Origin of the sequence: Acaryochloris marina S15 (assembly GCF_018336915.1) — a bacterium.
Taxonomy (GTDB): Bacteria; Cyanobacteriota; Cyanobacteriia; order Thermosynechococcales; family Thermosynechococcaceae; genus Acaryochloris; species Acaryochloris marina_A.
Genome location: NZ_CP064923.1, coordinates 2542948 through 2564801, shown reverse-complemented (window position 1 = coordinate 2564801; position 21854 = coordinate 2542948). Strand labels below are relative to the sequence as shown.

The 21854-nt window shown below is 44.1% G+C and carries 20 protein-coding genes and 2 pseudogenes; 12 read left to right on the top strand and 10 right to left on the bottom strand.

Going from position 1 to position 21854, the window contains the following annotated elements; genetic code table 11:
- Positions 1 to 125: 125 nt before the first annotated feature.
- Both I1H34_RS12265 and I1H34_RS12260 read left to right on the top strand, forming a co-directional pair.
- Positions 126 to 938: a DUF2797 domain-containing protein gene (locus I1H34_RS12265; protein WP_212665869.1), complete on the top strand. Its 813-nt coding sequence runs from the start codon at positions 126 to 128 to the stop codon at positions 936 to 938.
- Positions 939 to 971: 33 nt separating this feature from the next.
- Positions 972 to 1778: an alpha/beta hydrolase gene (locus I1H34_RS12260; protein ID WP_212665868.1), complete on the top strand. Its 807-nt coding sequence runs from the start codon at positions 972 to 974 to the stop codon at positions 1776 to 1778.
- An 875-nt stretch (positions 1779 to 2653) separates the two neighbouring features.
- On the opposite strand, the gene istB is transcribed toward I1H34_RS12260, so the two are convergent.
- From istB to I1H34_RS12240, 4 genes and pseudogenes are all read right to left on the bottom strand, one after another.
- Positions 2654 to 3517 carry an IS21-like element helper ATPase IstB gene (gene istB, locus I1H34_RS12255; protein ID WP_212661652.1) on the bottom strand — a complete coding sequence of 288 codons (864 nt, stop codon included), beginning with the start codon at positions 3515 to 3517 and terminating at the stop codon, positions 2654 to 2656.
- Between the two features lie 12 nt (positions 3518 to 3529).
- Positions 3530 to 4210, bottom strand: a complete 681-nt coding sequence (locus tag I1H34_RS12250) for a Mu transposase domain-containing protein (RefSeq protein ID WP_249369206.1) — start codon at positions 4208 to 4210, stop codon at positions 3530 to 3532.
- Between the two features lie 248 nt (positions 4211 to 4458).
- Positions 4459 to 5304 (bottom strand): annotated as a pseudogene (gene istA, locus I1H34_RS12245) (IS21 family transposase); the annotation flags it as partial.
- Between the two features lie 42 nt (positions 5305 to 5346).
- Complete coding sequence (locus I1H34_RS12240; protein WP_212665839.1) at positions 5347 to 6699, bottom strand: ISKra4 family transposase; 1353 nt, start codon at positions 6697 to 6699, stop codon at positions 5347 to 5349.
- 435 nt (positions 6700 to 7134) lie between these two features.
- Here I1H34_RS12240 and I1H34_RS12235 point away from each other — a divergent pair, with 435 nt between their 5' ends.
- From I1H34_RS12235 to I1H34_RS12220, 4 genes are all read left to right on the top strand, one after another.
- A complete protein-coding gene (locus tag I1H34_RS12235) occupies positions 7135 to 7869 on the top strand; it encodes a hypothetical protein (protein WP_212665867.1) in 735 nt (244 codons plus the stop codon).
- A 285-nt stretch (positions 7870 to 8154) separates the two neighbouring features.
- Complete coding sequence (locus I1H34_RS12230; protein ID WP_212665866.1) at positions 8155 to 8628, top strand: hypothetical protein; 474 nt, start codon at positions 8155 to 8157, stop codon at positions 8626 to 8628.
- 5 nt (positions 8629 to 8633) lie between these two features.
- Positions 8634 to 10826 (top strand): NACHT domain-containing protein, encoded by a 2193-nt coding sequence (locus I1H34_RS12225; RefSeq protein WP_212665865.1) that lies wholly within the window; start codon positions 8634 to 8636, stop codon positions 10824 to 10826.
- A gap of 289 nt (positions 10827 to 11115) precedes the next feature.
- Entirely contained in the window at positions 11116 to 11517 is a 402-nt protein-coding gene (locus tag I1H34_RS12220) for a ParA family protein (RefSeq protein ID WP_249370053.1), read from the top strand.
- Here the strand turns inward: I1H34_RS12220 and I1H34_RS12215 are convergent.
- A complete protein-coding gene (locus tag I1H34_RS12215) occupies positions 11489 to 12199 on the bottom strand; it encodes an IS6 family transposase (RefSeq protein ID WP_212665847.1) in 711 nt (236 codons plus the stop codon). The genes I1H34_RS12220 and I1H34_RS12215 overlap by 29 nt on opposite strands.
- Positions 12200 to 12467: 268 nt before the next feature.
- Here I1H34_RS12215 and rpaB point away from each other — a divergent pair, with 268 nt between their 5' ends.
- From rpaB to I1H34_RS12190, 5 genes and pseudogenes are all read left to right on the top strand, one after another.
- Positions 12468 to 13220 carry a response regulator transcription factor RpaB gene (gene rpaB, locus I1H34_RS12210; RefSeq protein WP_212665864.1) on the top strand — a complete coding sequence of 251 codons (753 nt, stop codon included), beginning with the start codon at positions 12468 to 12470 and terminating at the stop codon, positions 13218 to 13220.
- A gap of 344 nt (positions 13221 to 13564) precedes the next feature.
- Positions 13565 to 14866, top strand: coding sequence for an eCIS core domain-containing protein (locus tag I1H34_RS12205; protein ID WP_212665863.1), 1302 nt, complete (start codon positions 13565 to 13567; stop codon positions 14864 to 14866).
- 9 nt (positions 14867 to 14875) lie between these two features.
- On the top strand, positions 14876 to 15820 hold the full coding sequence (locus tag I1H34_RS12200; protein ID WP_212665862.1) for a polyprenyl synthetase family protein: 945 nt from the start codon (positions 14876 to 14878) through the stop codon (positions 15818 to 15820).
- 91 nt (positions 15821 to 15911) lie between these two features.
- Positions 15912 to 16109, top strand: a pseudogene (locus I1H34_RS12195) (hypothetical protein); the annotation flags it as partial.
- 314 nt (positions 16110 to 16423) lie between these two features.
- Positions 16424 to 16918, top strand: a complete 495-nt coding sequence (locus I1H34_RS12190; protein ID WP_212665860.1) for a hypothetical protein — start codon at positions 16424 to 16426, stop codon at positions 16916 to 16918.
- 282 nt (positions 16919 to 17200) lie between these two features.
- On the opposite strand, the gene I1H34_RS12185 is transcribed toward I1H34_RS12190, so the two are convergent.
- Both I1H34_RS12185 and I1H34_RS12180 read right to left on the bottom strand, forming a co-directional pair.
- On the bottom strand, positions 17201 to 17902 hold the full coding sequence (locus tag I1H34_RS12185; protein ID WP_212665859.1) for a pentapeptide repeat-containing protein: 702 nt from the start codon (positions 17900 to 17902) through the stop codon (positions 17201 to 17203).
- Positions 17903 to 18115: 213 nt separating this feature from the next.
- A complete protein-coding gene (locus I1H34_RS12180; RefSeq protein WP_212665858.1) occupies positions 18116 to 18652 on the bottom strand; it encodes a hypothetical protein in 537 nt (178 codons plus the stop codon).
- Positions 18653 to 18979: 327 nt separating this feature from the next.
- Between I1H34_RS12180 and I1H34_RS12175 the strand changes: the two genes are divergently transcribed.
- Positions 18980 to 19690 carry an IS6 family transposase gene (locus I1H34_RS12175; protein WP_212665857.1) on the top strand — a complete coding sequence of 237 codons (711 nt, stop codon included), beginning with the start codon at positions 18980 to 18982 and terminating at the stop codon, positions 19688 to 19690.
- A gap of 163 nt (positions 19691 to 19853) precedes the next feature.
- Here I1H34_RS12175 and I1H34_RS12170 read toward each other — a convergent pair whose 3' ends face one another.
- The 3 genes from I1H34_RS12170 to fldA all read right to left on the bottom strand — a co-directional run bounded on the left by I1H34_RS12170 (position 19854) and on the right by fldA (position 21821).
- Entirely contained in the window at positions 19854 to 20441 is a 588-nt protein-coding gene (locus I1H34_RS12170; RefSeq protein WP_249370051.1) for a Crp/Fnr family transcriptional regulator, read from the bottom strand.
- A gap of 31 nt (positions 20442 to 20472) precedes the next feature.
- Positions 20473 to 21219: an alpha/beta fold hydrolase gene (locus I1H34_RS12165; protein ID WP_212665855.1), complete on the bottom strand. Its 747-nt coding sequence runs from the start codon at positions 21217 to 21219 to the stop codon at positions 20473 to 20475.
- 89 nt (positions 21220 to 21308) lie between these two features.
- Entirely contained in the window at positions 21309 to 21821 is a 513-nt protein-coding gene (fldA, locus tag I1H34_RS12160; RefSeq protein ID WP_212665854.1) for a flavodoxin FldA, read from the bottom strand.
- Positions 21822 to 21854 lie beyond the last annotated feature (33 nt).

Here is a 21854-nt window from a genome sequence, read left to right as displayed (position 1 = left end):
GAAAGTTTGAAAAAAGTAGTAAGAAGGAGATAGAGGTCTGAACTGGACATTGAGCCAATAGAAGAGAAATATTGCAGGCAGAACAGCAGTTCCAGGATTGGGTATACATACGAAGGTCAATGAATATGCAAGGTACCTTGCGCAAAATGAAAACGAAACTCAATGAGGTTGTTGAATATACTTTGCCAGTAGGTGATCAGTTACTACTATTAAATCCACTTCTCAATCAGCATCTAGAATTAGAGTTTTTAGGTCAGATCTATTGCCAAAATTGTGGACGGAAAACGAATAAAAGTTTTTCGCAAGGTCACTGTTATCCATGTATGAAAAGCCTTGCCGCTTGTGATATGTGCATCTTAAAACCCGAGCAATGTCACTTCCATAAAGGCACTTGTAGAGAACCGGAATGGGGTCAACGCAATTGTATGGTTGATCATGTCGTCTACCTCGCCAACACATCAGCGTTGAAGGTGGGTATCACGCGACACTCGCAGATTCCAGCTCGCTGGATTGATCAAGGTGCAACAGAAGCATTACCTATTTATCTCGTGAAATCTCGGTATATTTCTGGCTTAGTTGAAGTTAAATTAGCTCAGCTCATGGCAGATAAAACAAACTGGCGAGGCATGTTGAAGGGTAACAATGACCCGATTCCACTGCAAGAAAAAGCTCATGAGGTTGGGCTACAGATTAAAGACACCATCTTTGAACTCTTGAATGAATACGGCGATAATGCAATACAAAAGTTGAATGCCGCTGTCACGGAGATAAACTACCCAGTAAACATATTTCCACAGAAAATATCTTCGTTTAATTTTGAAAAAGCACCACTGGTGAGTGGAACTTTGATCGGTATTAAAGGACAGTATTTAATATTCGATACGGGTGTCATCAATATTCGGAAGTTCACTGGATATGAAATCGAAATCCGTGCTTAACAGGGATCATGAATACAATACGATGTTGAGATTATGCGCCAGCCATCATATTTCTCAGGATTTGACCCACTCCCATGTGACATTCAAATGCAGTTAATGTCTGATGCAAAACCTCAGTACTTTAAGGCCGAGCCTAATGTCGATACAGTAGTCATTTGTATGCATGGCTTTACAGGAAACCCTTATGATGTTTCTCCAGCAATTCATTCACTCTCTAATATGGGATTTTCGGTAGTAGCCCCCTTGATGCCAGGGCACGGTTATCGAGATCGCCGTAAACAAGAGGAAGAATTCTCAAGCATCACACTAAATGGGATGCTCTCCGCAGCTCGACAAGAAATTGCTCGGGCAAGGGAACGTTATTCTCATATCGGTATGTTTGGATTTTCGATGGGCGGGGCAATCACACTGTCTATGGCTGCTGAAGGATTGCTAGATGCCTGTGTTGTAGCAGCACCAGCTCTGCGATTATCTTGGAAAGCCGAGGTCTTAATTCCACTTTTAAGTTGGGCAAGCTTTTCCATAGAAGCTCCACCTCAAGAACCATTTTATTTACCTGTATATGAGTTTTATCACTCCAGATCACTGAAAACACTCTGGCAAATAAGTGGCTATGCACGTCGTCGGTTATCTAAAATTCAATGTCCTGTATTAGGAGTCCACTCCCACAATGATTTAATGGTGCCACCTACCGTCCTGGGAATGATGCAAAAACACATTCCAATTGAGATCGAAACAGCTTGGTTTGATGAGTCTGGTCACTCGATGCTACTAGATGTGAGTGGACCTAGTGTATCTTTAGCAGTTTCTGAATTCTTCCGACGTCAATTTTTGAAATAAGGGTGCGGGGTGAGTAATATCATTTGGGAGAAAGCTAAGGGGTTAGGGTGATGCTAATATTTTTTTAGCATAGGTTAATCGAATGATTTGCATCCCATCTCTTTCCTTAAAGCAATTAGCAATTTTGAGGCTTACCAAGAAGCATCTTGGAAAAACGATTCAACTTTATTGTGAAATGCCGATCCTCAATAATGGAGAATTCCCGACGGGATATACGTCCCTTATTCAGAATCTGATTGATTTGGATTTGATCGAGGTGAAATCTAGGCAAATGCGTTGTGATTTTTCGCGGTTTCAAAAAAAATCTTGGGCTGAATTCAACGCAGATTTAGAATATCCCTCTATCATTGCCTGGGAATTATGGCGAGATAAATTCATTTCTAGGCACAAGGGTTCAGGGGGTATAGCCAGACCTGGAAAAGAATTTGAAGATTTCAGTTATGTGTGGATTCAAGAAATAGGAGTTCGGGCAATTCAATCCAGTGAAGACTCAATACTTCAGTAGTGCAAAGAACTTAAATAAGGACTGGATACATAGCACCAACCTCGTTTTGAGATGACGACCATTCCAATCTGTCATGCGTTAGCGTTCAACAAAACGAAGATAATGCATGGTCTATATCCCTTCTCTATCTCAGGTGCAATTGGAAATCCTGCGACTGGCAAAAGAAAATCCTGGCGAAACGCTTCAGCTATCTGCTGCATAATCACGACCTCGCCGATTAAGTGGCACTAACTTCGCCACCCCCAACCAAAAAAATATTGGCCAACCATTTTCGACAGGTATATACGGAATTACGGGTTGCAATTCATAGGCAAAAAATTAGATCTGAATCCATACATATCACGAAAGGAATATCGTGAGCTCATCGGGTCTATTCATCCATCTGTCCTTCCTTTTTTTCATTCCTTTTCTCCTTTTGTGTTTTGGGCTTAGATGTAGCGGTTGTTTCACTCGTTGTTTTATCCTCATCTGAACGGTCATTACTGATGTCCCCTTCTGGCTTCAGGGTCAGTTTACTGGTCAATTTCCTCATGGATTCTCCTCGAAGCGGGACCTTCATCGCATCATGAATAATCCGGTCAAGAATGGCATCAGCCAGGGTGGGATCTTGAATTTGTGAGTGCCATTGTTCGAGGGGCATTTGCGTGGCAAATAAACAGGAAGCTTTACGGAAACGCTCATCTAAGATATCGAGTATTTCTCTAGCCTCAAAGACAGACAGTGGATCTCTAAGCCATTCATCGAGCACGAGTAGATCGTAAGCCGCTAATTGTTTTCGGAGTTTGGGATAAGACCCATCTCCTTTGGCTAACTTCAACTCCAGAACCAGATCAGCGGTTTTGATATAGCGCACGCTATGGCCTTGTTTGCACAAATGATGGGCCAGTACAGCTGACAAGAAAGACTTTCCCACGCCCGTGGGACCAAGCAAAATCAATGACAGATTTTCTTGGAGCCAATGGCCTTGAGCAAATTCGAGAAACTGGATCTTTTTGAGCCCTCTGGGCACATCAAAATCCACTGCATCAAGGGTGGCGTGCACCGGCAGTCGAGCTTGCCGGAGTCGGCGCTGCATCCGTTGGTTTTGTCGTCGGATGTATTCACGCTCTACCATCAAAGCGAGTCGTTCATCGAACGATAGATCATGATAGGTGGGCAAGGCCTGCTGTTCTCGCCAAGCCTCCAAGAGTTCCGTAAGCTTCATGTGTTGCAGCTGGTCAATCATTGCTTGCATCGTTGTCTCCCCCTAAGTTGCTTGATAGTATTTGGACCCACGGACATTGGCATGGTGAAGAAGCACCACCTTATGCTCCTCATCCGGTAAGGGGTCAGATTCCAGTTTGTGTTGGAGCATGGACTTGAGATAGCGTTGACCCACCATCCCCATGGCATTCGCTCGCTTACAGGCCGCCTCCAATCGCTGAGCACCATGGGTTGTTCTTAGATGTTGCACCCCTTTCAAAGCACGAAACGCCTGTTCATCATGGGCTTTCTTCTCAAAGATATCTATCACTTGCTGCTTTGTCGCCGGTCCAACATTCTGGGCCCAAGCCAGGAAGGTCTCTCTCGATTGGGTTTTGTAAGCCAAATGCGCTGGTGGCATATGCCCCTCTTCAGTGGAATGCTGAAACGGCAAGCTAGAACGTTCATGTATCGCAATGCGCTGATGGTCATGGAAAATCTGCACCAAAGATTCCGTAATCTTGACGGATACTGATTTCCCCACATATTCATAAGGGACACTGTAATAGTGGCGGTTCACCTCAATGTGATAATCAAAACTCACTTTTGCGTTCTTAAATTCTCCAAACTCAAACACTTGACTGGGCAAGGGCCTGAGTTCTGGTTGGTCCACTTGCTCAAATAATTCTCGACGCGAGAGACCATAGGATTTCATGGTCCGATGATTGAGTTTCTCCAGCCCCACTGCGATAGCCTCATTGAGGTGTTTGAAACCTGACTGCCTGACATAAGTACCTCAAAGCCTTTAGATACGTAGCTTTTGGATGCTGAATAGCAGGGTGTATAAGGCTAGCTTTTGGCATTGTTCACACGTCAAACGCAACCTAAACGTATTACCAACTCTCTTGCCTTAGGGGCAGCGTTGCTATTCTTACAGTGCAAACCCTTACGAAGAAAAGGCTTTCAGAGATGTGTCAGGCAGTCAGGTTTGAAACTGGTAAAGGTCTGATCTCTCAAAGGTGCCAAGATATGGCGTTCCACTTGCTGCACCGCATTCTCCACTTTGGGTTTGTCCCGAGGGCATTTGGGGCGAGCGGGCAAGATGATCACGTTGTAGTGTTCGGCAAAATCTTGATAGCTCTGATTGATACCGGGCTCATAACGACATGGATCTGTGACGCCTGACTTGAGGTTGTCTGGGACGAACGCGACCGGCACTCCACCAAAGAAGGCCAAGGACCGTTGATGAGATCCGAGCCAGTTCTTTGATGTTTGGCTTTCGGTCGCCTCAGCATAGGTGTAGTTACTTGCCCCAAAACAAGCGACAAAGATTTGGGCTGTTATGACTTCACCCGTGTGGGGATGGACCACAGGCACGGTCATCCCGCAGTAATCTACATAGATTTTTTCTGCAGCCTTGTGGGTCTGACGCATGGACAGCGAGTGCTGTTTTTTCCACTTACGGTATCGACGACAAAAGCCACTATAGCTACAGTTCCAATCTCCTCGCTCTTTACCTTCCATCCATAACAGGCAGAGAGTGACCCCTTTGCGTTGTATCTCTCGATGCACATACTCGAAGTCAATTCCAGGTTTCTTACGGGAAGACTGACGTTGACCCTTTCCCAGCAGATGCTGGACATCACTATCACTCAGGCAGCTTAACTGGTCATAACTGAGGGATTGATGCTGGGCACGATGCAGATAGTCTCGGACGGTAGAACGGGCGATGAAGCAGCTACGGGCAATCTCAGATTTATTATGACCGAGTTCATGTAAACGGATAATTTCGCGGAATTTACTCATGGACAGGGTTGCTCCTTGACGTTTATAGGCCATTGCTGTCGTAAGCGTAAATATCCTACATTAAAAGCCTAATTCTCAAGCAGCTTTTTCTTCTTCAGGAAGAACTAAATCTAGCCAATTATCACTCCATTCATTACTGATCATACTCGCCCTGATTTGCAAGACATTATGGGCACCTACCCGAGTCCATTGCATCTTCTGCTTCTTTTTATGGCGAGCATTAATGAGGGTGTCAATATGAGATTCTGCAACTTGACTGGTATAAGCTAGCCCCGCTTTATCTCGCTCGTCATAATTGACAAGATATTCACTGTTATTCTTTAAGTAATCGTATAAGCCTTTGAGCTTTGTTTGCTTCTTCTCATCTGAAATGTTGTCTCGAAGCATGGCAATCTTCTGCAGAGCATCATCTACTTTTCCATGCCATAAACTCCCCTTCGCACTATCGAGGGATTCTGCAAAGGTTTCACCCAGTGCATTGCTGACATTTCGGAATTTCTTGCCGATATGAAACCAGTCCAAGATCAGCTCTAATGCTTTGCAATGAGGCTCAAGAACTGAGATGACTGACCAGCAGTTGCTAGCACCATCGGCCAAGGCAGTGACCTGTGTCTCTTCTGTCATCCCTTGTTTAAGTGCCGCATGATGCAGATAGGTCTTGATGGTTTGCAACTCATCCTCTAAGGCGGAAACAACACAAGTCTTTTCCGTAATTTGGCGATGATGTTTATCAACTACTTCAATGGCACTAGGACGATAAACGATGCCAGATAAGGCTTCAAAACTGCGCTTGTCTTTATCTTTGGTAGGAATATGACCCCCATCGACTTGAGCAATGAGTTCTGCTGCCGGGGTGGGTAACTCTTCTTGATCTGGAGGGGTAGTGTTCGCTTGAGATAAACGCTCACCGACTTGATTGGTCACGTTTTTGATTTGGACATGGTTATTCACACTCCGGCGCTGAGCATTCAGCCGCTCCATATTATCCTGAGCTTCTCGATAGCTATGCAAGGCACCATTCTCACATTGCAGTTTTACTAAGTCAGGATGAGTATCTGTGCCAAAGACGCTCAACACCGATGGCATACTTTGCCATCGACACTCAGGATTCTTGCACCGATGTTTTTGGATACGGAGTTTATGATCGCTGAAGACGGCATGGAATGTAGATGGTTGAAAACCAAGCTTGCCTATTTTCCCACCACATTTGATGCACTGCGTAACTCCAGTATCGATGAGGGTAGATTGTTCGGATAACAGAGCACTTTGGACTTTGGAAAGCAGAGAGATTTGTTCTTCGTGACGCAATCCTAGATCTAGAATAGATTCTGGTTGCTTGATGTCATAGATTTTTAGAGTGTCTCGTTTAACGACTTCCTGAGTGGTAACCGAAACTTTCTCCACAATCACTCTAAATTCGTAGTCCATCTCTCACCGTTACTCTCGAACCTCTGCAAGAGATAGAGTAACACTAAAAACTTGAATAATGTACAAAAATTACGCTTTCAGTAGCTTATGCTTAAACCCAAAGCTAGTAATAGTTTGAAAGTCGCTATAAGAAGGTTGCTTCAAACGGGGTTTACGTCTCTAATGAGCAAATCATAACGGATTGAGGAAATGATCGGGGTGTGGTTGGATCGGGAGCGAGTGGCGAGAGTTTTGGGGTGATGATGATATTTCGGTGGATTATTATGATAGTGATGGATGTCACTCAGATAGTGTTGGGAGATCACGTTTAAAGTTTATCTATATCACTGCACAAGTACATTCAAGCGATGTATGACTACTGATAGCTGATCCTAATCACGGCTTTAGCTAACCTCTTTGATTGGTTCTGGCAGAGATCAGTACAGTGTGAACTTTATGAAAGAAGCGCCATTAAGTTCTTTGAGCAAGCCCGTAAGACTTGCCTTGTATTACTTCATGGGTGTAGTTGTCCTGTCCTTTATTGCCTCCTTTTGGTATAACAATGAACGGTGGGGCTATTGGTATAGGCGTCCGGACTTACTCGAGGCAGCGAAGACGATTGTCAAGGTTGAAAGATTAATACTAGTTCGAACACCAGACTGTAGAGACCCTGAACAATGTTCATTCGTTGTTGATCCTGATATACCTCTGTCTGGAATACTGAACGAGTTTCACCACAACGAATTATATAAACGCCTTCCACGTTACTTGCAGTCTACGGGCAGGTTGCCGTCCTCCTTTGACAAAAACTCTAAAGGAGTTGCAGATTTATATACTCCGATGATGCAATCCCCTATTATTGCCGCTCCTGATGAGGGCTTTACCAACCATAATATGTCAGGAATTATCTTAATTGGCGAAACATCATCAGGAGAAAAACGAGCGTTTATTAGTGCCGTTGGTTATCAAATTGCAGACGAGTACGCCCCCTACTATGAAGCGATTTTCAAGATCGGGGCGAATGATCAATCGATTCAATATTTAGAAGGTCAGCGGTTTTTCTATGATACGGATGTAAGTGAAGGTATGTTGACTATTTTCACTTGCATCATTTTGATAGTGGTCTTTGGCTGTGTACCAACGGTTGTTGTCATTATTGTTGATGATTTCTGGAGCCGTCGCAAATTATGACGGAGGTCGGGTTAGAGGCTTGGATCAAGGATTAAATTTTGTGTTTTTACTGGAGTAATAATGGCTCAAACTCTACCTAGGGTAAAGGATTGAAATGCATTTGAGTATTAATCAGCTTGAGAAATTCATCTTTCTCAAACTGTAGGTCTTTACAAGAAAAAGCTGCTTTATCGTATGAACATAAAAACTTCCAGGGAATACAAAGCCAAAACTAAAAATCTGAAACCAGTCGCGGGTCAATTGATTCCATATCGATGTATGACGTTGACGATTCCTGTGCCCATAATGCAAGCACAGCAGCGATTAAAAATAATATTTGCTCAAGACATTATTCTCAAACGCAGACAACGGACGGTACCGACTCGATATTATCGGGGACATCTCACTCAAAATCAGTTAGTTTTGATTGGCCCCAGACTCAATAGTCTGTTTTTGTTCCGCACACATGGGCGTTTGATCAGCCAAGGAGATCACATTGCCTTACAGTTGCTAATACAGCTGAATCATCAATATACCTATATCCTAGTCCCAGTCTCAATCGCGGCTTTTCTGATAGCATTTATTTTACCCATATTCGAATGGAGAGGACTTGAAATAATTCCTTTATATTTAGGATCTTTTTATGTGATAGTTCAGTGGTATTTACAATATTATTCCAACGAGATTTGTGAATTACTCAAAGATATCATCACTGATACATCCACATATTCTGGCTTAAAACCCGAACAAGAGAGCGTTCGCTTGCAGAAGAAATCATAGTGAGTATGGAACCACCGCCAAATCAAAAGCTCAAACAGAGATCAAGCATCTCCGATAGCGTTCTAAAATCAGTTCAGATTGGTGATATCACTGGGCAAAATCTAAAATTAGAGCAAATTCAAGATGGGATCGGTTTAATCAATATCTATGGCACTGTTCAAGTTGATTATGCACCTTTGAGTACAACAAAGTCCCTAATCAGAGAAGAACAAGAATGGCGAAAGATTCTACTCAGTAAAGTACAGCAGTTTTGGATTGATGGTGTTTTAGGAAATTCACTCCATAACCAAGTTTTGCAAGAACTTGGGTTGGAAGATTGGAGTGATAGTATTTTAAATCCATTACGAGATTTAGAGGAACTTCCTGCTGAAATACAGCAAGTTCTCGCCCGAAGTAAGACAGCCACCAACCTATTTGAAGATATTGGTGCTGGACGCACAATGTTGATTTTAGGAGAGCCTGGGTCTGGCAAAACAGTTACTCTGTTGAAATTAGCGGCAAGCCTGATTGCCCGTTCCAAAGCGGATCTAAGTCAGCCATTACCAGTGGTGATGAACCTCTCATCTTGGGCGAGACAACAACAGTCCATTGAGGAGTGGTTGGTACAAGAACTCTATGAGACCTATACCGTTGCTAAGGTATTGGGGAAAGCCTGGATCGAAAAAGAGCAACTCATCCTACTGTTAGATGGTCTCGATGAAGTTGAGTCCAAACATCAGAATGCATGTGTAGACGCCCTCAATCATTTCATGCAAACTCATAATCGTACTGAAATGGTTGTATGTAGCCGGGTTTACGACTATGAATCCCTTTCAAAAAAGCTCAGTTTGCAAAACGCAATTTACGTTCAACCTCTACAACCTCAGCAAATTGACGATTATCTGGAACAAGTAGGAGCCCCTTTAGCGGCTTTAAGAGCAGTAATAAGCGAAGACTCTGAGATTCAAACACTTGCCTCTTCACCTTTATTGTTGAGCATTATGAGCTTGACCTATCAAGGTTGTACTTTGGATGATTTTCCCCAGTCAGCGACATCAGATATTTTCCGTCAACACTTATTTGACACCTATATCAAACGCATTTTCAAGCGTCGAGAAACCGCACAACCCTATCTCCAAGAGCAAGCAACACATTGGCTAATTTGGGTAGCACAGCAAATGCTTCAAAACTCCCAAACCATTTTTAGGGTTGAGGGATTGCAGCCGAACTGCTTTCACAATGAGCCTCTAAGGATGAGATATCGCCTGGAAAGCGGGTTATTGATTGGGCTAATTTCTGGGTTATTAGTTGGGTTGTTTTCTGGGCCATTGCTTGGGTTAACTATTGGGTTAATAGTTGGGCTGATTGTTGGATGCTTAGAACGAATTAAAATGCCAGAGACGGTCAGATGGTCTAGGAAAGAAGCAATCGATACTTTACCGACTGGGCTAGAGACTGGGCTAGCAGCTGGGGTGATGATTGGGCTGATACTTGGGCTGATGTATGGGGCGATCTTTGGACTCATGATTGGGGCTATATATGGGGCAATCTTTGGGTTAGCAGCTGGGCTAATTATTGGGCTAATGGTGGGATTGATGGGTGGCTTTAGAGGTCCAGGAATAGACCTTCCTAATAAATCTAGGGTGCACCTAAGATTTAGGAAGTCGCTCCGCACAGTTGTAGCGTTTGGGCTAATAGTAGGGTCAATATCTGGGTTGATGGTTTGGCTAATGGTAGGGTCGATATCTGGACTAATTTATGGCTTGATATTTGGGTTAATAGTGGGGCTGCTGGGTGAGCTGACGACTGTATTTAGAGGTCAAGAAGTCACTCTCAATCAGGGATTAAGAGCAAACCAAGAACTTTGGAAATCTTTTCGTAATGCTATAACGTTTGGACTGATGGGTGGACTGAGTTCTGGGCTATTATTTGGGCTAATCTTTGGGCCATATAGCGGGATGAGGTATGGATTGATAGGTGGGCTGATAGGTGGGTTGCTGGGGGGTGGTACAACTTGCCTACGGCATTTTTCACTTAGGGTGATGCTCTATCGGATGAGATATATTCCTTGGGATTATGCCCGCTTTTTAGATGATTCTGTGAACTGTCTCTTTCTGCAGAAGATTGGCGATGGCTATATCTTTATCCATCGAATGTTGCTTGAGCATTTTGCCAGTATGGATGGGAAAACTCCATATGAATTGAGTCTAAAGCCATAACATTTATTGAAGCTCTATGCCATAGGATTACCATAGGTCATAGGGTTGAGGTTAATCACTAAAATTTACGGGCAAGAACTACCCTATTCGTTGAGCAGTGCGATGGTCAAACTCGGTTGGTATTTAACGCTTTATATAATCCTGAGTTGGTTCTTATTTATATTCACTGCTTACACCGTTCTAGGGTCGATTGCATTTATCCAGTCGAAAGATAACGATCTCATTTGCAAATCAACAGATTGAGTATAATATTTGTCTGGTTAGGTTTAGATACAGAAGCCTCTACTCTATGCAAACTCCCAAAATCATTGCTTTTGCTAATCAAAAAGGTGGATCTGGAAAATCTACAAGTGCTGCTCATGCAGCATTTTGGCTTGCTCAAAAAGGTCTTTCAGTAATGCTTGTTGATGCAGATGGTCAGCAGAGTAGTTCCGCATGGCTTAACGAACTTGGACTCGATTATAAAGTACTTATAGATCCTGAACAGTTATTTGAAAGTTTACCTGCCTTTTCAGATGACTATGACGTTGTTGTAGTTGATGGGCCAGGCTCACTTTCAGAAGTCACTAAAGCTATATTGACCAGATGCGATTTGGTGTTAGTTCCGGTTGTGTCGCAAAAAATGCTTCCAGTTACAAAACTCCTCAGATTTCTATCCGAGACTATGCAGCTAATCCGAAGATTTGATTGATAAAAGAGATCTGTCCTACCACATCATCTTTGCCCACATTTTTGATCTGACCTTTACGGATCATGTTCATCGCTTCATACCCTTTTAAGGTTCGTCTAGCCGAGTTAAACGATCCAAATCCCATACCAGGGTTCACGAGACTTTTAATGCCACGATGATCTTGCTCCACTATATTATTGAGGTATTTTACCTGCCGTACTTTTACTCCTTCAGGGATACGTTCCTCTTCCTGTAACTGCTCAACAGCAGGAGGATATGCTGGATTCTTGTCCACATTGATCACCCGAGGTTCATGGGTATGAACGGCATTCAGTGCTTTAGTCAGAAAGCGCTTCGCAGCCTTAGCATCCCGCTTTGCTGTGAGTAAAAAGTCGAGGGTGTAGCCATCAGAGTCTACGGCTCGATATAGGTATCGCCACTTTTTACGGATTTTGATGTAAGTTTCATCAACTCTCCAAGAATCATTGGTAGGCTTGAGATGCCGACGACAGCGCTTGTCTAGCTCAGGAGAATATTTGAGAACCCACCGATTGATGGTGCTGTGATCCACCTCTAAGCCCCTCTCTATCATCATCTCTTCTAAATTTCTATAGCTGAGGGGATAACGGCAATACCAACGAACATTGAGCAGGATGATCTCAGATTGGTAATGACGCCATTTGAACAGATCAGTAGTTTTCATTGATGGGAGAGAAAAGGAACAGAGCCTCTCAATTTACCACTGTCTATCGGTCAACACTCTATTTTTGCGACACTACCGATACAGCTATTAGGCCTAATTGGCTGAGTCGGGCAGAGAGGGTTTGGGGGTGAGTTGAAAGTGGTGATCTTGGCAGGTTCTTTGAAAAATGACTAATTATAAGAATCTTGTCTAACCAAGCGTTTTAAGTATTATTGCTTAGGTATAAATGCTACCTTAAAATTAAGCGTAGCCCAGGGTGTCTGACCTCATGAATCATCTGAGCATTGAGCAGCATTCAATTTTGGTAGTTGATGATGAAGTACCGATTCGACGAATTTTAAGTACTCGACTATCTATGATGGGCTATCAGGTTTTCACCGCTGCTGATGGCGTCGAAGCGTTAGAAATTTTTGAGCGTCAACATCCTGATTTAATTGTGCTAGATGTGATGATGCCCAATCTGGATGGCTATGGAGTCTGTCAAGCAGTCCGTCAAATATCGAGAGTGCCGATTATTATGCTGACGGCTCTATCGGATGTAAGAGACCGCATTACTGGTCTGGAAATGGGAGCTGATGATTACATGATCAAGCCCTTTTCACCCAAAGAATTAGAATCACGTGTTCGTTGTATTCTCCGTAGACTGGATGCTCTAAACCCGTCAAAGTATCAAATTAATGGTGTAATTGAGATTGGTTTACTCCATATTGACACCAACAAACGGCAGGTAATCCTGGGGCAAGAACGCATCTACCTCACCCATATGGAGTTTTGTTTGTTAGAGCTGTTGGCAAGTCACCCTGGAGTAGTAGTTTCTCGTCAAGAGCTGCTACAGAAAGTATGGGGTTATAGCCAAGAATCCATCGTTGATACTCGGACAGTTGATGTCCATATGTCTCGCTTACGGAATAAGCTCAAGGCTAGTTCAGAGGAATGCGAGTTTATCCATACGTTTCGTGGGGTAGGTTATGCATTGCAAAACGATCAATCTGATGACTTGATAGATCACGAGGCGAGCTAGGCAGATCGAGTAGATGGTCGTGGCGTATCTGGGTCGGGAGTGGTTGGCCCGGATCTGGGAGTGAATCAACTACTATTTGAGTTAGCACATTTCCTATCGTAGTAATTATTTCCTTGGGTTTAGGATTGAAGGAAGGTGATTCGATTTCGGATAGGGGACAGTAGATGAAGCGTACACATTCTTCTCAGCCAGAGAAATCTCAACCGATACCACAGGCAAAATCACTAGACCAAATTCAATCAACAGCTCCAGTAGTACCTGCTATTCAAGCAAAGACAAATGAAGAGGGTTTAGCAGAATGGAAAGCTCAGCAGGAGAAATGGGCACGGTTTGGAACGCCCTGGATGGATAAAGTTCCTAACCCATCCGGAGACTTAGCACAACCTTGGATTCAGCGGAAGCTAACGCTTGGGCAGCCAGGAGATAAATATGAACAAGAAGCGGATAGAGTTGCTTCTCAAGTGGTTTATCAAATCAATGCTCCTAATTCTTCTCAATTAAATCAAGATCAGTCAATTCAACGGGAGAAAAGACCAGAAGATGAAATACAAGCGAAAAGTCTTCGTGCTGCCATCCAGCGGCGGCAAGCAATAGCAGGTGAAGAAGCATCGCCAGATTTAGAGTCTACTATCAATAGAGCCAGGGGTAGTGGACAGCCATTGAATTCAGAATTGCAGCAGTCAATGGGTCAGGCAATGGGTGCTGATTTTAGTGGAGTACGGGTGCATACAGATACCCAGTCAGACCAGTTAAATCAATCGATTCAGGCGAGGGCATTTACGACGGGTCAGGATATGTTTTTCCGAGAGGGAGCATATCAGCCTGGGAACCGTGTTGGACAAGAGCTGATTGCTCATGAGTTGACCCATGTAGTACAGCAGAATGGCGCGATTCAAGCCAACAGAAGTAAAGTATCCATGAGTCGGCTACCATCCAAGGATCAGGCTAAGAGGAGTGCAATTGCTTTTGGTCAGCCCACTGAGATAATCAACGAATCCCCTGTAGGTCGGGTGCATCGCTGTTGCGGTACAAGTAGCCCGACCGAGCTTAAAGATGAGTTAGTAGGAGCAGGTAGTAAACCAGGAGTCATCGTCAAAGCAATCCTCGATAAATCCGAGGAGTTTGCAAAACTCAAAGCGAAAGCAGGGGTTACCTACAAGACAGCTCAGAAGGGAACATCGGGTTCATATGATCCCGAAAGCCATGAGGTCCGACTTGCGAAAGGACATAACACTACTACTGCTTTGAACGCAATTTTCGAAACTGCAAATGCTATTCAGCATACTCGGTTTGCGAAAGTTAAAAATGCTTATGAAAAAGGTGATTTTGAAAGTGGAGTGAAATTATCTGATTGGGAAGTGGACTCTCTAAATCCATTGAATCCCACTACACCTGAAGAGTGGCGTGCAGCTATCCAAGAATACTACGAATGGGATAGCTTTCAGCTCGCCAGAAATACTTTCGCAGAAGTAGAGCCGTTTTTCAAAGAAGCAGGCAAGAGCGATGAATTTGACGCATTCGGAAAGTTTTTCCCATGTGAGAATTTTTCAGACTATATCGGAGTAGCTAAAACGAACCACTATCGCGATCAGGTCACTCGTCTTAATGCAGCAAAAGACACAAAACGCATTGAATTAAATTTCTAATTAGACTTTATGACCCCACAAGACATCCTCCATGCAATTCGTCTCAGAGTTATTACTCTCGCTAGTGATGTTGATATTGCTTTGGGAGAATTAATGTCTACCACTCTTCCAGACCCGCTTCCACCTGTAGCGACCTTACCTGTAGCCACTGGCTATGCATGTGGTGGCTCTACGGAACATCTAATTCCTATCACATCAGCTATCGTTGCAGTCGCCTTTGCACTTCGTACTCTCGATGATATAGCTGACCAGGATAACCCTAGTGCTTTATATCAACAAATAGGTATTGGACGTGCAGCAAATTTCTCTGCTGCGCTAATTACATTAGCTTCACGAGAGATTGGACTGCTCTCCAAAGCATCACCAGATAGCGACCTCATGACAAGAGACTACTTTGACGCTCTGCTTCGGGTGTGTAAGGGACAGGATAGAGACATTCGGCGAGAGGTTCGGTCTTTGGCAGCATATGAGGAAGTTGTTGAGTTAAAAACTGTTGCTGCTTATGAGCTTGCAGCAGTTACGGGTGCAAATGCTGTCACTGCTGATGCCAAAGCAATTGAGAGATGTCGAGTCTGTGGTCGGCATATCGGCTGGGCTCAGCAAATTCTTGATGATATTGAGGCGTTCTGGTTCCCGGACAATGCTGAAGATCCTGGGCACGAACAATATACATACCCGGTGCTTTTAGGCATGGAGCATGGATGTAAAACGAGTGAAACACTATCAAAACTGTGTGCCCAGAAATACCGTGACGACATGGCTATTCGCCAACTACTGGACAGTCACGATGTTCGTGGTCGATTGATGATGCGAGCATTAGATCATCGTGATAAGGCTCTGGAAGCCCTTGAAGTACCACTTAAACTAGAGGGTCACCAGTTACTCAAATTGTGGTTTGATTGGCTCTTTCGTGATGGTGAGCGCTTGCTACATTTACCGAGTGCATCAAAATAATTTTTGGGACTTGTTGTGTTGTTTTATTTGAGTAACAACTCAAAAACCTCTCACATTGAGATTTCGAGATCTGATGTTGTATCTGTATTAGATCACCGTGGGTGGCAGCGGTAAGCCATTCATCAGAATTTCGTTTGGAAGTCCTGAGTTTTGTTTCGAGTGCGCCTTGGAATTAGAAGACACGTTTGATGTGTTGCAAGTGTTGAGTCTGCGTCCAGGAGAGACGATTAAGCGGATTGAGGAGATGATCGGGATGTGGCTGGACGAGGGTTTGGGGGTGATGCAATAGCTAGAAGTCATAGCAGCTTGAATTGAATCACTATCGGGGGTATGGTTTGCCTAAGCCTGGGAGTCACCCCCCAGGCTTAGGCAAACCATACCCCTATTACTGCACTTCAAATCAAGCTTCAAACCCTCAGCAAGCAACTCAACCCCACTCACCATGATCACCTTCACCAAGCCCGCAGTTCAACCGTTGATTATTCAATGACAGGAGGCCAAGCAGGAACTGTTGTCTAGGTTGCCATTATTGAGTAAATTCTTGACGGTTTTTGGACTAATTTGGGTATCCAAAGGTATAGCAAGTGAATACCTCAACTTCAAATGGATCCTAATACTTTAGCCGTCTGGAAAAACTTAGAAACTCGTTTGGATGTTCCCTTCAGGAATAATATGATGGATCTCCTTTTGGAGATGGCACGAGACCGCTCTACCGATCCCAAAAAGATTGCCACTTGGATGCTGACAACATCGACCTGCATCTGCAATGCCGTGTTTGGCATCGACGATCCAATGCCCCTCCTCTCTCTCTACATTCGAGTGTTATTCGAACATTATCCTGGCACTATGGGGCAAATTTCGCAGATATATTCTTACAGTGGCTTGAAGCGATATGTTTCTGTTATTACAGAGCACGATGAGTTTATTGGTATCCTTAATGCGGCGGGTTCAACCTTCGCCAATGGTGAACTGATATTGACAGATGGCGAGATCGATATCAGCCCAAAAGGATTGGAGCGATTTAAGTTGATCTGGGATGCACCTGCCCCGAAGAACAATAATCTCCAAGGCCATCCTGGATATTCAGTTTTATGGTGATGTCTGTTTAATAAAGATAGAAGCTCCTCAATCTTGATAAATTGAAGAGCTGTACAAGTGAAGAGGTTCTCAAATACTGTTCCAGAGAATCTCGCTGTTGCTGTTAGCCTACCCATGCCCTTTGTGCTTTTCTAGTTCAATTACAATCCTTAAAGAAACCCAGAATTATTAAGCATATCCAGTCGACTTGAACCCTTGTTGACATCCTCTACCTCTGTACCTGAAAGGTACAGAGGTAGAGGATGTCAAAGGGGAACTCTCACCATAGACCCACAAGCACAGCTAATCAGCCAATAGCACTGAATTTGAAGCAACATCGGAACTGACATCAGGAACAATTGCTCCATCAACCCTTTGCGGAACTTCATCTTCTTGACTGCTCCCATCCATCCATTCCTGCGGTATACCTCTAGCATTATTCCAACTACCTATTGATGACCACTTGGTATCAGAATCAAAACGGATGTTGAGAAGGTCGGCTCCCTCAAAATTAGCTCCTTCAAGATCCGCACCAGAGAGGTCCGCTTTATTGAGGTTGGCTTCACACAGATAAGCTTCACTCAGGTTGACCTGACTGAGAGATGCCTCACTGAGATCGGCTCTGTATAGATAGGCTCTACAAAGATTAGCCTGACTGAGATCGGCTTTATAAAGGTTGACGTTATAGAGATTGGCTTTACGGAAACTGGCCGTACATAAGTCAGCTTCTATAAGGTTGGCGTCTTTAAGGTTAGCTTTATCCAAAATGGCACCACGGAGATTAGCTTTCCAGAGACTGACTTCACAAAGGTTAGCCTGACTGAGATTGGCGCTCGAAAGATTGATACCGTTCAGGATCGCTTTATGAAGGTTAATCGTACATAGATCAAGACCAGCAAGGTTAGCTCCACTCAGGTTGATCGGTACCTTGAGATTATCCGTTCTCCACTCATTCCAAACTTCAACACCCTGACTGAGCAAGGCTATCTGTTCTTGATTAGCCATCGTTAGTCCTCAAGAATGTTCTGAAGTTAATACTCTTATCCCATGCATGATAACAATGCTTTCGAGAAATTTTGGAGAGCACACATAAGACTGAAATCTGCATATTCCCTGTAGCCCAGAAACACCAGAGAACAGGCATTAGGAGGACTTTAGACAACTCATCTAACTTCGGCCAACTGGTATTTCTACATCACCCAGCCCCATTGGTCGGATTTATTTCTTCTTCAGACCAGCTTCGACCCGATTCACATCCTCAGCCCAGCAGTACCAAAAAGTATTTTTCCACAGTCGATCTGAGTTAGGCAATTTAGAATGAACATACAGCATATTGCCCCTCGCCTGCTTTAGCTCTACATAACAAGGGTATCTCTCAGCCAAGCTGCAAGGACTTTGAGTACTCGCTGGCTTGAACTTCTTCTTCTTATTGTCTCGTTGGAATAGAGGCATCAGCTCTGGGTTCATTAGCTTTAAGTACTGCTTGATAGTCTCGTCTGCCCAAACTGATAGTTCGTCCCAATCGATTTCAGTTAAGACCGATAGGTTGCAATTAGGTACGGCAAAGCGAACGTTCTCCTTTACTCCAAACAATTGACCGTTCCTTTTAGTTGTGGATTCTACTTCCACTTTTTTGATTTCAATCCGGGGTGATGCGGCAATAGGCTCCTCTCTGGATTCCGATATTTCCTCGAAGATACTTTGCCCAACGTCAGCGGCTCCACTGTCATTCATATAGTCAAATTTGGGTGCCATAGTTCGTCAAGTGTTTGCGGTGTATTGATTGTTGCACATACCAACATCAACTCATCCCAATGGGGCTAGCTAGTTGGATTTTTGACTATTTAAGGGAAGCCCGTTTATGGTCAACAACAGGCCATGCTTGAGTCCGAGATTTATGGTCAAAAGTGCTGATTGTGGCTTTGGTGAAGTTAGCGAATGAGCAAGATCGGGTGTTATCAGTGATTCGGTTTGAGTCGATTTGCTTTGAGCCAATTCAAATTCAGGTAGTGTCGCAAAAATAGAGTGTTGACCGATAGACAGTGGTAAATTGAGAGGCTCTGTTCCTTTTCTCTCCCATCAATGAAAACTACTGATCTGTTCAAATGGCGTCATTACCAATCTGAGATCATCCTGCTCAATGTTTGTTGGTATTGCCGTTATCCCCTCAGCTATAGAAATTTAGAAGAGATGATGATAGAGAGGGGCTTAGAGGTGGATCACAGCACCATCAATCGGTGGGTTCTCAAATATTCTCCTGAGCTAGACAAGCGCTGTCGTCGGCATCTCAAGCCTACCAATGATTCTTGGAGAGTTGATGAAACTTACATCAAAATCCGTAAAAAGTGGCGATACCTATATCGAGCCGTAGACTCTGATGGCTACACCCTCGACTTTTTACTCACAGCAAAGCGGGATGCTAAGGCTGCGAAGCGCTTTCTGACTAAAGCACTGAATGCCGTTCATACCCATGAACCTCGGGTGATCAATGTGGACAAGAATCCAGCATATCCTCCTGCTGTTGAGCAGTTACAGGAAGAGGAACGTATCCCTGAAGGAGTAAAAGTACGGCAGGTAAAATACCTCAATAATATAGTGGAGCAAGATCATCGTGGCATTAAAAGTCTCGTGAACCCTGGTATGGGATTTGGATCGTTTAACTCGGCTAGACGAACCTTAAAAGGGTATGAAGCGATGAACATGATCCGTAAAGGTCAGATCAAAAATGTGGGCAAAGATGATGTGGTAGGACAGATCTCTTTTATCAATCAAATCTTCGGATTAGCTGCATAGTCTCGGATAGAAATCTGAGGAGTTTTGTAACTGGAAGCATTTTTTGCGACACAACCACTTCCAAGGCCATATTGACGAATCTCTCAAGATCGTCCAATCCTTGACGAAGGGTGCTTGATTGAAACCGCTGCTGGCGAGCAAGACTGAGTTAAAAGCTGGGTCGTTAGGATGGCGTCAGCAGCACAAACTGACGTCGGCGAGACCAAAGTAAAACGCCTTGTTGTTCCAGATCACCAATCAGTCGAGTGGCTGTAACCCTTGTGACATTGGCGGTTTCTGCCAACTCTTGATGGGTGATTGGCAAGGTGGTACAAGTTCCTGCTGGTGTCAAATTGCCGAAACGTTGGGCCAACCATTTGAGTAGGCTTAACAGCCGATCGTCTGCTCGTTTAATGCTGATAATTTTGAGTAAAATCGAGAGTTGCTGAGCATGGCTGAGAATAGCTTCTGGATTGTTCCATTGATTAGAGACTAAGGCAGTCGCTTCAACGGTCCCTAAGGTCTGGATCATATACGGTGCAACGTTTGACAACGGCTGCCCTACAATATCTCCGGTTCCCCAAATTCCCAAGGTGGTGATGTTGCCATTGGAGTCCCAGGTATAGGTGCGCACGAGTCCCCGCGTAATTTGCCACAATTCTTGCGATTCAGATGGTAAAAAGGCTCGATCTGAGAAAAATGTTGATTGTAAGGCACTAGATTGAGCGTGCATGAACGAAGAAAGGGGAACGGTGGATAGTGAAGAAACCATCGGACAACCAAAGTAAAAAACTGATGCGGAATTAAACAGAGCAAACATCTAAGTTCTTAGCTGGAATGGAAGGCTCTGACTCGATTTGCCAAAAGTCCAAAATTTGTTCAGCAATGGGTTGAGGATGAAAACAGTGGAAAAAGTGGTAACCGCTCTTGTATTGCCAGATGCGATCGCATCCTTTCATCCAAGGCTGCCATTCCTTCAATGCCTGACTATCGACCACTGGATCGGTTTTGCTTCCACAGACAAACAGGGGCATTGATACGCCACTAGGAGGCAAACTGTAGCGTTGAAATAATGAATGAGGCGAAGGAGAAACCATCATTTCCTTTTCCAGCAACCGACTGAGGTAGCAAGTCACGGTTGAATTTTGTTCGCCAAATAGATCGGGAATAAGCTGAGCTAGAACTTGGCGGCGGTTACTAGGAATAAACTGGAGATGAAAATAGTAATGGGCCATCCAATCTAAGGTGGCTGATGCCCCCACACCGAGCATCGTCAGAGATCGAACATTCTGGGGACATTGACGCGCATACAATAAGCTCACTAACCCACCTGTGCCATGCCCTATTAAGTGGATGGGATGGTCAAAATTCTGGATGTAGTCATGGAGGAGATCCACCGCTGTGCTGAGGGAGCTGGGTTCATCCGCAGATTGTTGATACTGCCACTGGGCAATCGTTGTATGCTTTCTCAACCGATCCAGTAGGGGTTGGTCAAAACGCTTAAGATAGCGACTAGTCGTCGTCCAAACGGCATCAATGGAGTGAGTCATGTATTTTTTCGCAAATGTAGTTAGAAGGAATTCTAAAAAAGGGGTCGATGAAAGGCCAGAGATTGTCCCTGGCCCAGCTGTTGGAAACCCTATATTCCGAATTCTGTTTTAACTTGGGCAACCCAAGCCTCTATGCGCTCATCAGAGAGTTCAGACTGGTTATCTTCATCCAGGGCTAACCCACAAAATTTTCCTCCTCTGTCTGCCTTGGAGCCATCAAACTCATACCCATCCGTTGACCAATAGCCAACGGTTTGGCCGCCCTTCTCAGTGATTTTTGCCTCAATCATGCCGATGGCATCCATGTAGTTATCGGCATAGCCCACCTGATCGCCTGTACCAAAGTAGGCCACTTTCTTACCGGAAAAGTCAATGCTGTCTAAATTAGGGAAAAAAGCGTCCCAGTCACTTTGCAGCTCACCGATATCCCAAGTTGGAGAACCAATCAACAAGAAATTGTAACTAGAAAAGTCTCCATCTTCGACATCTGGGATTTCAATGAGTGTGACAACATCTTCACCCCCAAAGGCCTCTTGGATCTTTTCAGCAGCTTCTGCTGTTTTGCCAGTGGTGGTGCCAAAGAACATTCCGATTTGTGACATATGTACTCCAAAGGATTACTACAAGAAAACTAA

What these genes read in the sequence shown, in the direction of transcription:
- I1H34_RS12265 (WP_212665869.1), top strand. Translation starts at nt 126, where the DNA reads ATGCAAGGTACCTTGCGCAAAATGAAAACGAAACTCAATGAGGTTGTT.
- I1H34_RS12260 (WP_212665868.1), top strand. Translation starts at nt 972, where the DNA reads ATGCGCCAGCCATCATATTTCTCAGGATTTGACCCACTCCCATGTGAC.
- istB (WP_212661652.1), bottom strand. Translation starts at nt 3,517, where the DNA reads ATGCAAGCAATGATTGACCAGCTGCAACACATGAAGCTTACGGAACTC.
- I1H34_RS12240 (WP_212665839.1), bottom strand. Translation starts at nt 6,699, where the DNA reads ATGGACTACGAATTTAGAGTGATTGTGGAGAAAGTTTCGGTTACCACT.
- I1H34_RS12235 (WP_212665867.1), top strand. Translation starts at nt 7,135, where the DNA reads ATGAAAGAAGCGCCATTAAGTTCTTTGAGCAAGCCCGTAAGACTTGCC.
- I1H34_RS12230 (WP_212665866.1), top strand. Translation starts at nt 8,155, where the DNA reads ATGCAAGCACAGCAGCGATTAAAAATAATATTTGCTCAAGACATTATT.
- I1H34_RS12225 (WP_212665865.1), top strand. Translation starts at nt 8,634, where the DNA reads ATGGAACCACCGCCAAATCAAAAGCTCAAACAGAGATCAAGCATCTCC.
- I1H34_RS12220 (WP_249370053.1), top strand. Translation starts at nt 11,116, where the DNA reads ATGCAAACTCCCAAAATCATTGCTTTTGCTAATCAAAAAGGTGGATCT.
- I1H34_RS12215 (WP_212665847.1), bottom strand. Translation starts at nt 12,199, where the DNA reads ATGAAAACTACTGATCTGTTCAAATGGCGTCATTACCAATCTGAGATC.
- rpaB (WP_212665864.1), top strand. Translation starts at nt 12,468, where the DNA reads ATGAATCATCTGAGCATTGAGCAGCATTCAATTTTGGTAGTTGATGAT.
- I1H34_RS12205 (WP_212665863.1), top strand. Translation starts at nt 13,565, where the DNA reads ATGGATAAAGTTCCTAACCCATCCGGAGACTTAGCACAACCTTGGATT.
- I1H34_RS12200 (WP_212665862.1), top strand. Translation starts at nt 14,876, where the DNA reads ATGACCCCACAAGACATCCTCCATGCAATTCGTCTCAGAGTTATTACT.
- I1H34_RS12190 (WP_212665860.1), top strand. Translation starts at nt 16,424, where the DNA reads ATGGATCCTAATACTTTAGCCGTCTGGAAAAACTTAGAAACTCGTTTG.
- I1H34_RS12185 (WP_212665859.1), bottom strand. Translation starts at nt 17,902, where the DNA reads ATGGCTAATCAAGAACAGATAGCCTTGCTCAGTCAGGGTGTTGAAGTT.
- I1H34_RS12180 (WP_212665858.1), bottom strand. Translation starts at nt 18,652, where the DNA reads ATGGCACCCAAATTTGACTATATGAATGACAGTGGAGCCGCTGACGTT.
- I1H34_RS12175 (WP_212665857.1), top strand. Translation starts at nt 18,980, where the DNA reads ATGAAAACTACTGATCTGTTCAAATGGCGTCATTACCAATCTGAGATC.
- I1H34_RS12170 (WP_249370051.1), bottom strand. Translation starts at nt 20,441, where the DNA reads ATGGTTTCTTCACTATCCACCGTTCCCCTTTCTTCGTTCATGCACGCT.
- I1H34_RS12165 (WP_212665855.1), bottom strand. Translation starts at nt 21,219, where the DNA reads ATGACTCACTCCATTGATGCCGTTTGGACGACGACTAGTCGCTATCTT.
- fldA (WP_212665854.1), bottom strand. Translation starts at nt 21,821, where the DNA reads ATGTCACAAATCGGAATGTTCTTTGGCACCACCACTGGCAAAACAGCA.